This is a genomic window from Rhodococcus daqingensis (genome assembly GCF_042665615.1).
In the GTDB taxonomy this organism is placed as follows: Bacteria; Actinomycetota; Actinomycetes; order Mycobacteriales; family Mycobacteriaceae; genus Rhodococcus_G; species Rhodococcus_G daqingensis.
The window spans coordinates 48,429-62,211 of the sequence record NZ_JBHTCS010000013.1; the positions used below are offsets into that span (position 1 = coordinate 48,429).

Annotated in this window: 12 protein-coding genes; 8 read left to right on the forward strand and 4 right to left on the reverse strand. The window is 70.0% G+C overall.

Annotated features, from left to right (window positions below; all coding sequences use genetic code 11):
• Positions 1-6: 6 nt before the first annotated feature.
• On the reverse strand, positions 7-765 hold the full coding sequence (locus ACFQS9_RS11665) for an Rv1157c family protein (protein ID WP_378404716.1): 759 nt from the start codon (positions 763-765) through the stop codon (positions 7-9).
• Positions 766-1,124: 359 nt separating this feature from the next.
• On the opposite strand from ACFQS9_RS11665, the gene ACFQS9_RS11670 reads away from it, so the two are divergent.
• The gene (locus ACFQS9_RS11670; RefSeq protein WP_378404923.1) at positions 1,125-2,387 is read left to right on the forward strand and encodes a mannosyltransferase; all 1,263 of its coding nucleotides are present in this window, start codon (positions 1,125-1,127) and stop codon (positions 2,385-2,387) included.
• Here the strand turns inward: ACFQS9_RS11670 and ACFQS9_RS11675 are convergent.
• Positions 2,329-2,619, reverse strand: coding sequence for a 4a-hydroxytetrahydrobiopterin dehydratase (locus tag ACFQS9_RS11675; protein ID WP_378404718.1), 291 nt, complete (start codon positions 2,617-2,619; stop codon positions 2,329-2,331). The genes ACFQS9_RS11670 and ACFQS9_RS11675 overlap by 59 nt on opposite strands.
• Before the next feature lie 30 nt (positions 2,620-2,649).
• On the opposite strand from ACFQS9_RS11675, the gene ACFQS9_RS11680 reads away from it, so the two are divergent.
• The 3 genes from ACFQS9_RS11680 (at position 2,650) to ACFQS9_RS11690 (ending at position 5,938) form a co-directional block, all read left to right on the forward strand.
• Complete coding sequence (locus ACFQS9_RS11680) at positions 2,650-3,051, forward strand: (deoxy)nucleoside triphosphate pyrophosphohydrolase (RefSeq protein ID WP_378404720.1); 402 nt, start codon at positions 2,650-2,652, stop codon at positions 3,049-3,051.
• Between the two features lie 209 nt (positions 3,052-3,260).
• Complete coding sequence (locus ACFQS9_RS11685; protein ID WP_378404722.1) at positions 3,261-4,622, forward strand: lipase family protein; 1,362 nt, start codon at positions 3,261-3,263, stop codon at positions 4,620-4,622.
• A gap of 104 nt (positions 4,623-4,726) precedes the next feature.
• Positions 4,727-5,938 carry a lipase family protein gene (locus tag ACFQS9_RS11690; RefSeq protein WP_378404725.1) on the forward strand — a complete coding sequence of 404 codons (1,212 nt, stop codon included), beginning with the start codon at positions 4,727-4,729 and terminating at the stop codon, positions 5,936-5,938.
• A gap of 27 nt (positions 5,939-5,965) precedes the next feature.
• Here ACFQS9_RS11690 and ACFQS9_RS11695 read toward each other — a convergent pair whose 3' ends face one another.
• A complete protein-coding gene (locus tag ACFQS9_RS11695; protein WP_378404727.1) occupies positions 5,966-6,142 on the reverse strand; it encodes a hypothetical protein in 177 nt (58 codons plus the stop codon).
• A 135-nt stretch (positions 6,143-6,277) separates the two neighbouring features.
• A complete protein-coding gene (locus ACFQS9_RS11700) occupies positions 6,278-7,684 on the reverse strand; it encodes an FAD-binding oxidoreductase (protein WP_378404729.1) in 1,407 nt (468 codons plus the stop codon).
• A 111-nt stretch (positions 7,685-7,795) separates the two neighbouring features.
• Here ACFQS9_RS11700 and ACFQS9_RS11705 point away from each other — a divergent pair, with 111 nt between their 5' ends.
• The 4 genes from ACFQS9_RS11705 (at position 7,796) to mshB (ending at position 13,748) form a co-directional block, all read left to right on the forward strand.
• Positions 7,796-8,917, forward strand: a complete 1,122-nt coding sequence (locus ACFQS9_RS11705) for a LuxR C-terminal-related transcriptional regulator (RefSeq protein WP_378404731.1) — start codon at positions 7,796-7,798, stop codon at positions 8,915-8,917.
• Between the two features lie 181 nt (positions 8,918-9,098).
• Positions 9,099-10,994: a translational GTPase TypA gene (typA, locus tag ACFQS9_RS11710; RefSeq protein WP_378404733.1), complete on the forward strand. Its 1,896-nt coding sequence runs from the start codon at positions 9,099-9,101 to the stop codon at positions 10,992-10,994.
• 91 nt (positions 10,995-11,085) lie between these two features.
• Positions 11,086-12,873: an ABC transporter family substrate-binding protein gene (locus tag ACFQS9_RS11715; protein ID WP_378404735.1), complete on the forward strand. Its 1,788-nt coding sequence runs from the start codon at positions 11,086-11,088 to the stop codon at positions 12,871-12,873.
• Positions 12,870-13,748: an N-acetyl-1-D-myo-inositol-2-amino-2-deoxy-alpha-D-glucopyranoside deacetylase gene (mshB, locus tag ACFQS9_RS11720; protein WP_378404737.1), complete on the forward strand. Its 879-nt coding sequence runs from the start codon at positions 12,870-12,872 to the stop codon at positions 13,746-13,748. Before ACFQS9_RS11715 ends, mshB begins: the two co-directional genes overlap by 4 nt.
• Positions 13,749-13,783 lie beyond the last annotated feature (35 nt).

The window sequence follows — 13,783 nt, forward strand, 5'->3', positions numbered from 1 at the left end:
TGCTGGTTACGGAACGACAACCATTCCGACGGTCGGCAGGAAGCTGCAGGTGATCGGTGCGGCGCCCTCGGCCTGAGTGGTGAGGGAACCGGAGATCACCGCAAGGACGCGGCCGCGACCGGTGTCTGCGATGGCGGACAGGGTGGCCGGTCCGTCCGGGTTGATCTTCGACTCGGCGGTCAGGTTCTGGGTCGCCGACTTTTGGTTGTCGATGTTGACCCAGCTGACGGTCAGCGGCGTGGGCTGCACGGCGGCGGGCTTCTTGGTGCCCAGTGCGGTGAAGACGAACCCGGCCTGGCCGGCCTTCGGTCCCGGCGGGGGCAGGTGCGCGGGGCCGGGAACGGCGAGCGCGGTGCCCACCGAGTCAGCGGTCGCGGAGATGCAGCCCTTGCCGAGGGTCGGGTAGAGGAACTGGGCGATCACGGGGCCGGTCTGGGGCGGGAGTTCCGGTCCGCCGCCGCCGCTGCCGTCGAGGAAGGTGATGACCCGGGCGAGGGTCGCCTTCGTCGACTCGGGGAGGTTGGAGGACTCGAGCAGCGTGCGCGCCTGGGCGAGCAGGTCCGCCTGCGGTCCGCCTGCGATGTCGGACGGGCCGGCCGCGGCACCGATGATGGCGGGTGCCAGCGAGGCCAGCGCCTCGATGTTGAGGCCCTCGGGGAGCACGGGCGCGGGCTGCGCCACAGCGTTGGTCGGAGCAGCCAAGGCAGCGGCCGCGGCTATCGCTAGCGCGGTGATCGTTCTGCGCGGTCCTCGCGTACGAAGCACAGTCGTCCCATCCTTATTTCTTCAAGCGTCGGTTGGCCTGCCGGCCCCCAGCGGTAACGAGGGGCCACTCTATGCAGGCCATCAGGCGGTTGTACAGCGTTAGCCGAGACAACCCTGTTATTTCTTTGTCACCCGAGGGTGACGCCGATGGGAGTCTATGACAACGCCGGCCGGGGTGATGCTTGCCCGGTGACCATAGCCTGTGACTAGAGTGAAAATTGAGATTGTTGATGCAACTGTTATCGACATTTCTCGGGGAGGTTCGGCGGCTCCCGCCGCTGCCGTTAGGCTCGCTGTCGAACGCTTCGGGTTCCACCCGTCGGCCCACACCACACGGGAGAACGCGAGACGTGTCCGAGATGCCACCCGCACCGCAGACCGGGGATACTCGTACCGCCTCCCGGTCGGCCTCGATCCTGCGCGTCGCCCCGCTGCTGCTCGCGCTCTCGGTGATCGTGCGGATGGCGTGGACGTTTCTGAGCCCGAACGGCATGAACCTGGTCGACCTGCACGTCTATGTGGACGGCTCGGCTGCACTGCTCGACGGCAGTCTCTACGACTTCACCTACTCGGACCTGACCCCGGACTTCCCGCTCCCGTTCACCTACCCACCCTTCGCGGCGCTGGTGTTCTTCCCGCTGCACTACCTGCCCTTCCCGGTGGTCGGGGCGTGCTGGCAGTTGCTCACCATCGCGGCGCTGTTCCTGCTCATCCGGATGAGCCTGGAACTGCTGCACGGATCGACGGCGCGCGAACCCCGCTGGACCGCGATCGCGCTGCTCTGGACCGCGCTCGGGATCTGGACCGAGCCGGTGCGCACCACGCTCGACTACGGGCAGGTCAACGTCTTCCTCGCGCTCGGCGCGATGGTCGCCGTCCGCAGCACCCGGTGGTGGATCGCGGGCGGGCTCGTCGGCTTCATCGCGGGCATCAAGCTCACCCCCGCGATCACCGGCCTCTATTTCGTCGCCCGGCGGCGATGGAAGGCCGCCGTCTTCTCCGCGGTGGCGTTCGGGTTGACGGTGACGATCAGCTATCTCGTCATCGGGACCTCGGCGCGCGAGTACTTCGAGCACCTGCTCGGCGACGCGTCCCGCATCGGCCCGGTGGGATCGGTGTGGAACCAGTCGGTGCGCGGCGCGCTGAGCCGGGTGCTCGGGCACGACGTCGAGAGCGGCTGGCTGTGGATGTCGGCGGTGGCGGTCGCCGCGTTGCTCGCCTTCCTCGCGTGGCGCGCGCTCGGGGCCGACGACCGGCTCGGCACGCTCGTGGTGGTGCAGCTCTTCGGACTGCTGATCTCGCCGATCTCGTGGTCGCACCACTGGGTGTGGCTGATCCCGATGCTGATCTGGCTCGTGCACGGCCCCCTGGCCGAGCTGCTGGGCTCGAAGATCCTGGCCGGATTCTGGCTGGTGTCGACCCTCATCGGCGTGCCGTGGGTGCTGTCCTTCTTCCAGGACTCGATCTGGCTGATCTCGAGGCCCGGCGTACTGGCCTGGCTCGGCGCCGTGAACGTCGTGGGGGCGGCCGCGTTCTACGGCTGGGTGATCTGTGCCGACAGGGTCAGTCCTCGGCGGCCAGTCGATCGATCTCCCGCGCAAGGCTCACATCCAGCTCGGTGATCCCGCCCTTGAAATGGGTGGCACAGATGAAGGTGAGCGTGCGCCAGCGGATGTCGATGTCCGGGTGGTGATCGCGGCTCTCGGCGGCAACCGCGACCCGATCGACGAGCGCGATGGCGGCGGGGAAGGTCGGGCACTTCACCGTCCGGGTGATCGAGTCTCCCGCTCGCTGCCAGTGCGGTAGCGAGCGCAGCGCCTCGTCGACCTCGGTATCCGACAACAACTCGGCCATGACAATGATGGTGCCATGCACGGAGGCCCGATGGACACGAAAGCGCTGCGAGAGGTCGCGGCGGCGGCGATCATCTCCGACGGTCGACTGTTGCTCGCGCAGCGGGTGGGACCGCCCGAGCTGGCCGGCATGTGGGAGCTGCCCGGCGGCAAGATCGAGCCGGGCGAGACGCCCGCGCAGGGGCTGCGCCGCGAGCTCCGTGAGGAACTGGGTGTCGACACCGTGATCGGCGGTCGAATCGGGGTGGACGTACCACTGCCGGACGGTATGGTCCTGCGCGCCTACCGGGTGTCGCTGCGGGACGGGACCCCTACCGCGCTGGAACATTCCGCGGTGCGCTGGGTGGCCGCGCCCGAGCTGGCGGCCGCCGATCTGGTGCCGAACGACAGGGCCTGGCTGGCCGATCTCGTGGCGACGCTGAACGCGGGGTGAACCGCGCGCGGCATCGGGACGTCGTCAGACACGTTTCGTTTCGGTTGGTTTCGAAATGATCATGATCGAACTGGACGGGTGCTAGGTTTCGGCTGCGGTCTCACACAGGCCCCGTGCAGACCGTGAAAGTGTCTCAAGGCAGTGATTTTTGAGCTTCCGGCCCGCCAACGAAAGGTGTGTGAACGGTGCGACCAAGAACACTCTCCACGATGATGCGAAGAACGGCGGTGGTCGCCGCGGCGGTCGCGGTCGCGATCGCGGCCCCGGGAATGGCGAACGCACAGGCCCCGTCGAACCCGAGTGGTGACCCCAGTCTCGACTGGTTGTACGGACAGAACAGCGACTTCGCCGGTGGCAACGGAAGTCTGGGCAGCGTCGGCAGCAGCGGAAGCGGGTTCAAGGACGCGTTCTACAACCCGCCCGCGAACATCGCCTCCCTGGCGAACGGCGCGATCATCCGCGAGCGTGTCGTCCAGCCGATCCCGATCATCGGCGGACTGACCAAGCAACTCGCTTACAAGTCAACCGATTCCCACGGCAAACCGATCGTCACAGTCACGACCGTGTTCACCCCGGCCGGATGCAACAGCGGCGCAGGCGGTTCGCTCGGATCGCTCAGTGCCGGCTCCTCGGGCGGCGGCGACTGCGTGGGCAAGGGCAAGCTGGTGTCCTATCAGCACGCCACCAACAGTCTCGGCATGAAGTGCCAGCCGTCGGTGATCTTCTCGGAGAACAACCCGATCAACGCGCTGTCCGTTGCGGTCCCGTTCCTGCAGCAGACGCTCGCCCGCGGGTACACCGTGTCCGCGCCGGACACCAACGGCCCGCTCGGCTCGTTCATCGCCGGATACAGCGAGGGCCACTCGGTGCTCGACGGCATCCGTGCGACGGAGGCGCACCTCGGGCTGAGTGCGGACACCGAGGTGGCGCTGGTCGGTCAGTCCGGCGGCGCGCACGCAACCGCCTGGGGCGCGCAGCTCAAGGACAAGTACGCGCCGGAGCTGAATGTCATCAGCGCCGCGATGGCAGGCCCGCCGCTGGACATCCTGGCCACCGGCAACGCCAACAACGGCAAGAATCAGGTCTCGTACCTGTACTTTGCCGCCGTGGTCGGGCTGTTCCGGGAGTTCCCGCAGGAGGCGCAGCCGAACGGCTTCTTCACCGCGGAGGGCAAGGAGATCGTCAAGAAGTACGGCGACGCCTGCATGCTCGGTGAGGGGATGAACGGCTACAGCGGCATCCCGCTGCAGAGCCTGACGAACTGGCCGGACCAGCAGGATCCGATTCCGAGCTGGCCGCCGGCCCTCCAGGTGGGTCTCGACAACCAGGCCGCGAAGCCGGGCGAGATCCCGACCGACATCCCGATGCTGATCATCCACGGCAACGAGGACCAGATCGTGCCGGTCGGCTCGACGACCGCGATGGTCGGCAAGTACTGCGCCGGCGGTGCGACCGTCGACTACCGGATCGTTCCCGGTGGTCACGTGGACACCAGCATCAATCACTGGCCTGACCTGCTCGATTACACCGGCGACCGGTTTGCCCACAAGGCGCCGGGCAATACCTGCTAGGCGCAACTGAATACGGAGCGGGGCCGTCGGGAAACCGGCGGCCCCAATCCTTTTCCGGGGGCACTGATAGCGTTTGCCTGTCGGTCGAGGGGAAGGCAAGGGGCATGAGGCGTTCGACGAGGATGTTGTTGGGTCTGATCGCGGCGACGGCCGCGACACTGAGCGTGGGCGTGGCACCCGCCGCGGCCGCGGAGCCGCTGCCCGGGCCGACGCCGTTGGCGGACAACTGGTTCCAGGGCCCGGCCGACCTGTCGGGGTACGCGAACGGCGACGTGATCCGCAGCCGTCCGGTGGAGGTCCGCTTCCCGGCGAACACCCCGTGGCCGGTGGTCAAGACGACCCAGCTGCTCTACCGCACGTCCGATTCGTTCGGGGCGCCGGTGACCACGACGACGACGGTGATGATCCCCGACCGCCCGTGGACTGGGCCCGGCGCGCGCCCGCTGCTCTCGCAGCAGCAGGCCATGGACGCCCTCGGCCTGGAGTGCAATCCCTCGGTCACCCTGCCCGCGGGCAAGTCCCAGGACCTGGCCCTCATCTCGCCCATGCTCGCGCTCGGCTATGCGGTCGTGACCTCGGATTACCAGGGCCCGGAGATGGCCTGGATCGCGGGCCGGCAGACCGCGCACGGGGTGCTCGACGGCATCCGTGCCGCGCAACGCTTCGAGCCGCTCGGGCTCGCGCAGTCCCCGGTCGTCATGTACGGCTACTCGGGCGGTGGGCACGCGACCGCCTGGGCGGCGGAGCAAAAGTCCACGTACGCACCGGAACTCAACATCATCGGCGCCGCCGAGGGCGGGGTCCCCGGCGACCTGGCCGGGCTCAGCGCGAAGCAGCCCGCCGTCGGCTTCACCGCCTGGGGCATCCTGCTCGGGCTCGGGAGGGAGTACCCGGACAAGGTCCGGCCGCAGGACTACCTCACCCCCGAGGGCATCGAGTTCGCCAAGACGCTCACCGACGGGTGCCTCGCGGATCTGCTCGGCAAGACCAAGGGCGTCAGCCTCGCCCAGCACTCGAAGGTCGGCGACATCCTCGCCATCCCGAGCGTCCGGCAGGTCATCGAGGAGAACTCGCTGGCGCGCACGGCCGCGACGCCGGACATGCCGCTGTTCGTCTTCCACGACACCAAGGACGCGCTGATCCCGGACTGGGGGATGACCGGTGTGGTCCGTGAGTACTGCAACCGCGGGGTGAACGTCCAGTACGCGCCGGGGCTGGGCGTCGACCACGTCGGTGGGGCATTCGTGGGGATGCCGCCCGCCTACAAGTGGCTCGACGACCGGGTCGTCGGCCATCCGACCACGCCCAACTGCTGAGTCCGGCGGGGCAGAGGGAGGAGGGGCTCAGGCGGCGCGCGCCTTCTTGAGCCCCTTCTTCAATTCCTTGCCCTTGACGCCCTCGTTCTCGAGTTTCTTCATCCGCATGATGACGACGGGGCACTTGATGCATCGCGTCTTGCTGCGGCAGCACTTCTTCTTCGGCTTGAGGCTCGAGACCTTCTTCGCCTTGACCTTGCCCATGGTCGGCGCTGCCCTCCTGCTCGCGGAACGATCCGAGTTGCCGGGGTGGGACCCGCGGCACGAACCGAATCACTGCATCCGAGGTTAGCCGCCCGGGGTGGGGCGGCCGTCCGCCGCCCCACTCCCGTCACCCGGTCAACCCCTCGCGAACGGGTGGTTTCCGCGGATCAGGCCGCCCGGGTCGACGTCGCCCTTGAGCCGGCGCAGCCGTGCCAGCGTCTCGGCGTCGAACGCGTCCGCGGCGTCCTCGCCCGCGCCGAGCATGGACAGCGTGGTCGGGCCCGCGGCCCACGGGCGCAGGATCTCCCGCAGCTGCGCCATCGCGGCGCCGACGGGTTCCACCAGCGCCGGATCCGGCAGCATCGCCAGCGCCGTCACCAGATACGGGGCCGCGATCGGCCCGCCGGCCCCGGCGGTCGGGGCCCGCAGGGCCCCGCCCAGGTGCCGCACCAGCACCTGGAACAGCGGCGTGGCCACCCCCGGCCCGGCCAGCCCGAGCACGCGATCGAGCAGCTCGTCGTCGATCGCGGTGACGGCCATCGCGGTGTGGGCAGCGGCCGAGGGCTCCTCCGGTTCCTCGCACACCGTCCCCAGCTCGGAGGGCAGCAGCGGCCGGACGGTGTCGCGGAGCACGGCGGTGCCCGCGGCCCGGATCGGAGCCAGCAGCGCGTTCAGTTCGTCGGGACCGCCGAGGTGGACCGCATCGACGAAACAGAAGGACCGCCCGCGGATCTCCTCGGGCAGGAGGGGCAGCGGCGGGAAGTGCGTCACCGACGCCCACAGGCTCAGGGTCTCCGGGGCGACGCTGGTCACCTCACGGAAGGCGCGCAGCACGTCGCGGGCGTCCTCGGCGGGGAACGCCAGCCGCCCGCCGACGATCCGCGGCGCCGGGAACAGGTCGATCTCGACCGCGGTGACGATCCCGAACTCGCCGCCGCCGCCGCGCAGCGCCCACATCAGTTCGGGGTCCCGATCCTCGGTGACCCAGCGGTGCACACCCTGCGGGTCGACGAGCTCGACCGCGCGCAGCGACGCCGCGCCGGTGCCGAACCGGCGGGAGAACCACGACAACCCGCCGCCGAGGCAGTATCCGACGACCGAGACGACCGGGCTCGAGCCCGCGAGGCCCACCAGCCCGGTGCCGTCGAGGGCCGTCATCAGCGCGCCCCAGGTCACGCCCGCGCCCACCCGCGCGACCCGGGATTGGGCGTCGATCCAGATGTCGTCGAGGGCGCCGGTGCGGAGCAGCACCGCGTCCTCGAGTGCGGTCGTCGCCCCGTGACCGCTGGGCTGCGCGCTGACCCGCAGGCCGCGAGCCCCGGCGAACCGGACGGTCCGCACGACGTCCTGCGCGGTCGAGGCGAGTACCACGGCCACCGGGCGCTGTTCGACGCTCCGGTTCCACGGGGCGGCCGATTCGGTGTAGCCCTCGTCGCCCGGGCGCAGCACGGTGCCGTCGAGCAGTGGGCCGAGATCGGCGAGCGGGTCGGTGACGGAGGGGGCCGGGTCGGTGCTGCGGGGAGATTGCTGTGTGAAGGTCATGGAACGACCGTCGCGGAGCCGGCCGCCGCGGACCATCCCAGTAGTCGGGGAAATCGGACCCCCAGAACTCTGGGGTTCCCCCGGCGTGGTCGGCGCTGCAGAATTCCCCTCATGGCGACCCTGCGCGCGGAAACCGTCCGCACCCGGCTCGACGCGTTGTCCCGCGCCGGGCTGCCCTGGGACGAGTTCGGCGAGAACGCTCTCGAATTGCTCACCCAGGCTGTGCCGTTCGACTCGGCCTGCTTCGGTCCCCTCGACCCCGTCACCCATATGGTCACCGGCTCGGTGAAGTCCGGGCTCGACGGTTCGTGCGAGCCCGAATTCGCGTACCACGAGTACGTCGAGGACAACGTCAGCCTGTTCGCCGACCTCGCTCGCCGCGACGTCGGTGTCAGCATCCTGCGCCAGGAGACGGGTGGGGATCCGCGCCGCAGTTCCCGGTTCCGGGAACTGTTCGAGCCGGTGTTCGACCTCGGGCACGAGATGCGGGTGATGCTGCGGACCGGCGGCGACGTCTGGGGCGGGCTGGCGATCTACCGTCGCTCCGGTGGCAGCGGGTTCAGCCCCGCCGAGGCCGACTTCCTCGACGGACTGTCCGGCCTCCTGGCGCTCGGGGTGCGGGCCGGCCTGCTCGTCGGTGCCGCGGGGTGCCGTACGGAGCTGCACGACTCGGCCGACGGACCGGCGGTGCTCACGTTCGACCACACCAACACGGTGTGCCAGGCGACGGTCGCGGCCGAGCGCCGGATCGAGGAGCTCGGCGGCACCATCTGGGGGGAGTTGCCCCAGCCGGTGCTCGCGATCGCGGCGACCGCGCGGGCGCTCGGGGCGGGTCGCATCGGGGTGGTGCCGAGTGTGCGGGTGCGTTCACGGGCCGGCCGGTGGCTCACCGTGCATGCCTCCCCGCTCAGCGGTCGGGGCGGCACCCCGACGCAGGTCGTGGTCACCATCGAGGTCTCCGGTGCGCCCGAGGTGGTGCCGCTGGTGGTCGCCGCGTTCGGCCTCACCCCGCGCGAGCGGGACGTGGTGGACGGGGTGCTGCGCGGGGCGACCACCGCCGAGATCGCCAAGTCGCTGCACCTGTCGCCGTACACCGTCCAGGACCACCTCAAGGTCGTGTTCGACAAGGCCGGAGTGTCCAGCAGGCGGGAGTTGACGTCGAAGGTGTTCTTCGATCACTACGCGCCGCGGATCGGCGGCGCGCTCGGGCAGTCCGGTTGGTTTGCGGGCTAGCAGATCGGGGTGATCCGCAACTCGTTTTCGGCGGAATTGCTGCGGGCAGGTAGTATCTAGCTGGCCGCAATGCCTGCACAGGCCGTCCTGTGCTGATGGATTCGCATTCGCGACGCGGCCGCCCGAGCCGTGCGAGCCTAGGTTTCGCGTGGCTGAATCAAGCCAGCCAGGAGACCGCAGCGTGCCCAGCACCACCTTCCGCAATGTTGCCATCGTCGCACACGTCGACCATGGCAAGACCACCCTCGTCGACGCCATGCTCCGGCAGTCCGGCGCATTCGCCGAGCGTGCCGAACTGGTCGACCGCGTGATGGACTCCGGTGACCTGGAGCGCGAAAAGGGCATCACCATCCTCGCGAAGAACACCGCCGTGCATAAGCACAACGAGGACGGTTCCGTCACCATCATCAACGTGATCGACACCCCCGGCCACGCCGACTTCGGTGGCGAGGTCGAGCGCGGCCTGTCCATGGTCGACGGCGTCGTGCTGCTGGTCGACGCGTCCGAGGGCCCGCTGCCGCAGACCCGCTTCGTGCTGCGCAAGGCGCTCGCCGCGTCGCTGCCGGTCATCATCGTGGTGAACAAGACCGACCGTCCCGACGCCCGCATCGAGGAGGTCGTGGCCGAGTCCCAGGACCTGCTCCTCGACCTGGCGTCCGACCTCGACGACGAGGCCGCCCAGGCCGCCGAGGCGCTGCTGGACCTGCCGGTCCTGTACGCGTCGGGTCGCGAGGGCAAGGCGTCGCTGAACCAGCCGGAGAACGGCCAGGCTCCCGACGCCGAGAACCTCAGCGTCCTCTTCGACGTGCTGATGAAGCATGTCCCGGCCCCGAAGGGTGACGCCTCGGCGCCCCTGCAGGCTCACGTCACCAACCTCGACGCCTCCGACTTCCTCGGCCGCCTCGCGCTGGTCCGCATCCACAACGGCGAGCTGCGCAAGGGCCAGACCGTCGCCTGGATGCACGCCGACGGCGTCAAGAACGTCAAGATCACCGAGCTGCTCAAGACCGTCGGTGTCACCCGCGAGCCCGGTGAGAGCGCGGGCGCAGGCGACATCGTCGCCGTCGCCGGCATCCCCGAGATCATGATCGGTGACACCCTCGCCGACACCGAGAACCCGGTCGCGCTGCCGTCGATCACCGTCGACGAGCCCGCGATCTCCGTCGTCATCGGCACCAACACCTCCCCGCTCGTCGGTCGTGTGAAGGGCCACAAGCTGACCGCCCGCATGGTCAAGTCCCGCCTGGACTCCGAGCTGATCGGCAACGTGTCGCTGCGCGTTCTCGACATCGGACGCCCGGACGCCTGGGAGGTGCAGGGCCGCGGTGAGCTGGCGCTGGCCATCCTCGTCGAGCAGATGCGCCGCGAGGGCTTCGAGCTCACCGTCGGCAAGCCGCAGGTCGTCACCCGTCAGGTCGACGGCAAGGTGCACGAGCCGTTCGAGGAACTGACCATCGACACCCCCGAGGAGCACCTCGGCGCGATCACCCAGCTGCTCGCGAACCGCAAGGGCAAGATGGTCCAGATGACCAACCACGGCACCGGCTGGGTGCGGATGGAGTTCATCGTTCCGTCGCGTGGCCTGATCGGTTTCCGCACCGACTTCCTCACCGAGACCCGCGGCACCGGCATCGCCAACGCCGTCTCGCACGGATACGCCCCGTGGGCGGGCGAGATCCGCGCCCGCCACACCGGCTCGCTGGTCTCCGACCGGACCGGTTCGGTCACCCCGTTCGCGATGATCCAGCTGTCGGACCGCGGCACGTTCTTCGTCGATCCGGGCGCGGACACCTACGAGGGCATGGTCGTGGGCATCAACCCGCGTGCCGAGGACCTCGACATCAACGTCACCAAGGAGAAGAAGCTCACCAACATGCGTTCCGCGACCGCGGACGTCACGGAGACCCTCGCGAAGCCGATCGAGCTGACCCTCGAGAGCGCGATGGAGTTCTGCGCAGGCGACGAGTGCGTCGAGGTGACCCCGGAGGCGATCCGCGTGCGCAAGGTGCACCTGTCGCAGACCGACCGCGCCCGTGAGCGTTCGCGCGCGAAGTCCCGCGACAAGGCCGCGCTGTAAAGTTGCGCTTCGCGCACTGTGTGCGCGTCTCACCCCGATTGGGGTGAGACGCGCACACAGGCGGCGCAGCCGCAAGTCGAAAGGGACAGCAGTGCACGAAGCGGGACCAGCCGGGCGAAGATTCCGACAGATCCTGCCGATTGCGACAGCGCTCGTCGCCGGCCTCGCGCTGGCGGGCTGCACGGCGAACCCGCCCCCTCCGGTGGAGAGCACCGACAGCCCCAAGCCGACGACCACCGTCCCCACCAAGAACACCGTCGTGGTGGCGATCGACGACGTGGGGCTCGGGTTCAATCCGCATCTGCTCTCCGACCAATCCCCGGTGACCTCGGCGGTCAGCTCGATGGTGCTGCCGAGCGCCTTTCGGCCGGTGCCCAGCCCGACCCGGCCCGGCGGCACGGACTGGGTTCCCGACGAGTCGCTGCTGATCTCGGCCGACGTCACCTCGCAGAACCCGTTCACCATCACGTACCAGCTCCGCAACGAGGCGCAGTGGTCCGACAGCGCCCCGATCGCCGCGGAGGACTTCCGCTATCTGTGGCGGCAGATGATCAGCCAGCCCGGGGTGGTCGACCCGGCCGGCTACGGCCTGATCGCCGACATCGGTTCCTCGGGCGGCGGCAAGACCGTCACCGTGACGATGCGCTCGCCGTATCCGGCATGGCGGGAACTGTTCACGGACCTGTTGCCCTCGCATCTGGTGAAGGACTCGCCGGGCGGGTTCACCCGCGGACTGGCCGAGAACATCCCGGTGTCCGGCGCCGACTTCCACATCAAGTCCATCGACCGCGGCCGCGACGAGATCCTGCTCGAACGCAACGACCGGTTCTGGGGCAAGCCCGCGACGCCCGACCAGATCCTCATGCGGCGCGGCGGTTCTCCCGCACAGTTGGCGGACTCGATCCGCTCCGGTGACGCACAGGTCGCGCAGGTGCGCGGCAACGGCCCGCTGCAGGCGCAGCTGGCGGCCATTCCCTCGGTGCGTGCCCACGTCACCGCGGGGCCCAGGGTGCTGGAGATGACCCTCAACGGACGGGTGCCCGTGCTCGCGGACCAGCGAGTGCGGCGTGGCCTGCTGGGGCTGCTCAGCCCCGACCTGCTGGCCTCGGTCGGCACCCCGACCGGCGCGAACGCCACCCCGGCCCGGGCCCAGGTGCTCGCGCCCTCGGATCCCGGTTACGTGCCGACCGCCCCGCCGGCGCCGAGCCGGGAGCAGGCCCTCGGGCTGCTCGCCGAGGCCGGCTGGGTGTTCACGGTCGTCGACGGGCCGGGCGAGGCGGCGCCGGGCCGGATCATGAAGGGCGGCGAGCAGCTGTCCCTGGTGATCGGCGCGCCGGAGGGCGACGACTCCGCGATCGCCGTCGCGAACACCGCGGCCGACCAGTTGCGCGGTGCGGGGGTCGACGCCACGGTGACGACGATGCGTCCGGACGAGCTGTACGGCAGGTCGCTGGTCGAGGGCGAGGTCGACGCCGTGGTCGGCTGGGTGCGCGCGGGCTCGGACCCGGCCACCTCGATGGCCTCCCGGTACGGCTGCCCGCCGCCGACCGCGCCGGCACCCGCCCCGTCCGGGACCGCCGAGCCGACGGACGCCGCCCCCGACGTGGTGCCCGATCCGCTTGCCCCGAGCAATCTTTCGGGACTGTGCGATCCGGCGTTGCAGGCCGGCATCGACGACGCGCTGCGCGGGACGGCGGATGTCGGGCAGGTGATCGCGCAGGCCGAGCCGAAGCTGTGGGACCTCGCGGCCGTGCTGCCCGTCCTGCAGGACGCGACCGTGGTCGCGGCCGGTCCCGGGGTTCAGGGTGTCTCGCTGACCGGCGCGATCCAGGTCGGCATCTTCGCCGATGCCGCCGGCTGGTCGAGGAGCCCGCAGTGAGCGAACGCCGACTGCTGCTGGTACACGCCCATCCCGACGACGAGACCCTCACCACCGGCGGCACGATCGCGCGGTATGCCGCCGAGGGTGCGCGGGTGAGCGTGCTGACGTGCACGCTCGGCGAGGAGGGCGAGGTGATCGGTGAGCGGTGGGCCGGCCTCGTCGCGGACCGTGCCGATCAGCTCGGCGGCTACCGGATCCTGGAACTGACCGCGGCGCTCGAGAGGCTGGGTGCCGACGGCCCCCGGTTCCTCGGCGGGGCGGGACGCTGGCGGGACTCGGGCATGGCGGGCACCCCGTCCGCCGCGAACCCTCGCGCCTTCGTCAATGCGGACCCCGAGGAGGCGGTCGCGGCGCTCGTCGCGGCGATTCGGGAGCTTCGTCCGCACGTGGTGGTCTGCTACGACCCCGAAGGAGGCTACGGCCACCCCGACCACGTCCAGGCGCACCACTTCACGATGACCGCCTTCGACGCCGCGGGCACCGACAGGTACCCGGACGCCGGTCCGCCCTGGGCTCCGGCGAAGCTGTATTGGACTGTCACCGAGGCGAACTCGTTGCGGCAGGCAATCGAGTGCATCACCGAGACCCCGTCGGCGTGGCGGTTGCCCGAGCCGGGGGAGCTGCCCTGTGTGCTCGACGAGACGGTGACCGCCTCGGTGGACGTGCGGGCGGTGCTCGACGCCAAGCGGGCGGCACTGACCGCGCACGCGACGCAGGTGACGGTGTCGGCGTCCGGCTCGGAGTACGCGCTGTCGAACAATGTCGCGCAGCCGATCCTGGCCGAGGAACACTACGTTCTCGTGCGCGGCGCCCGGGGCGAGGTCGATGCCGACGGCCGCGAACGGGACCTGTTCTCGGGCATCGCTTTCTAAGGCGCCCTCACGCAGCGGCTTCCGGTCGCCCCACG

What these genes read in the sequence shown, in the direction of transcription:
- ACFQS9_RS11680 (WP_378404720.1), top strand. Translation starts at nt 2,650, where the DNA reads ATGGACACGAAAGCGCTGCGAGAGGTCGCGGCGGCGGCGATCATCTCC.
- ACFQS9_RS11675 (WP_378404718.1), bottom strand. Translation starts at nt 2,619, where the DNA reads ATGGCCGAGTTGTTGTCGGATACCGAGGTCGACGAGGCGCTGCGCTCG.
- ACFQS9_RS11695 (WP_378404727.1), bottom strand. Translation starts at nt 6,142, where the DNA reads ATGGGCAAGGTCAAGGCGAAGAAGGTCTCGAGCCTCAAGCCGAAGAAG.
- ACFQS9_RS11700 (WP_378404729.1), bottom strand. Translation starts at nt 7,684, where the DNA reads ATGACCTTCACACAGCAATCTCCCCGCAGCACCGACCCGGCCCCCTCC.
- ACFQS9_RS11685 (WP_378404722.1), top strand. Translation starts at nt 3,261, where the DNA reads ATGATGCGAAGAACGGCGGTGGTCGCCGCGGCGGTCGCGGTCGCGATC.
- ACFQS9_RS11705 (WP_378404731.1), top strand. Translation starts at nt 7,796, where the DNA reads ATGGCGACCCTGCGCGCGGAAACCGTCCGCACCCGGCTCGACGCGTTG.
- ACFQS9_RS11690 (WP_378404725.1), top strand. Translation starts at nt 4,727, where the DNA reads ATGAGGCGTTCGACGAGGATGTTGTTGGGTCTGATCGCGGCGACGGCC.
- ACFQS9_RS11670 (WP_378404923.1), top strand. Translation starts at nt 1,125, where the DNA reads ATGCCACCCGCACCGCAGACCGGGGATACTCGTACCGCCTCCCGGTCG.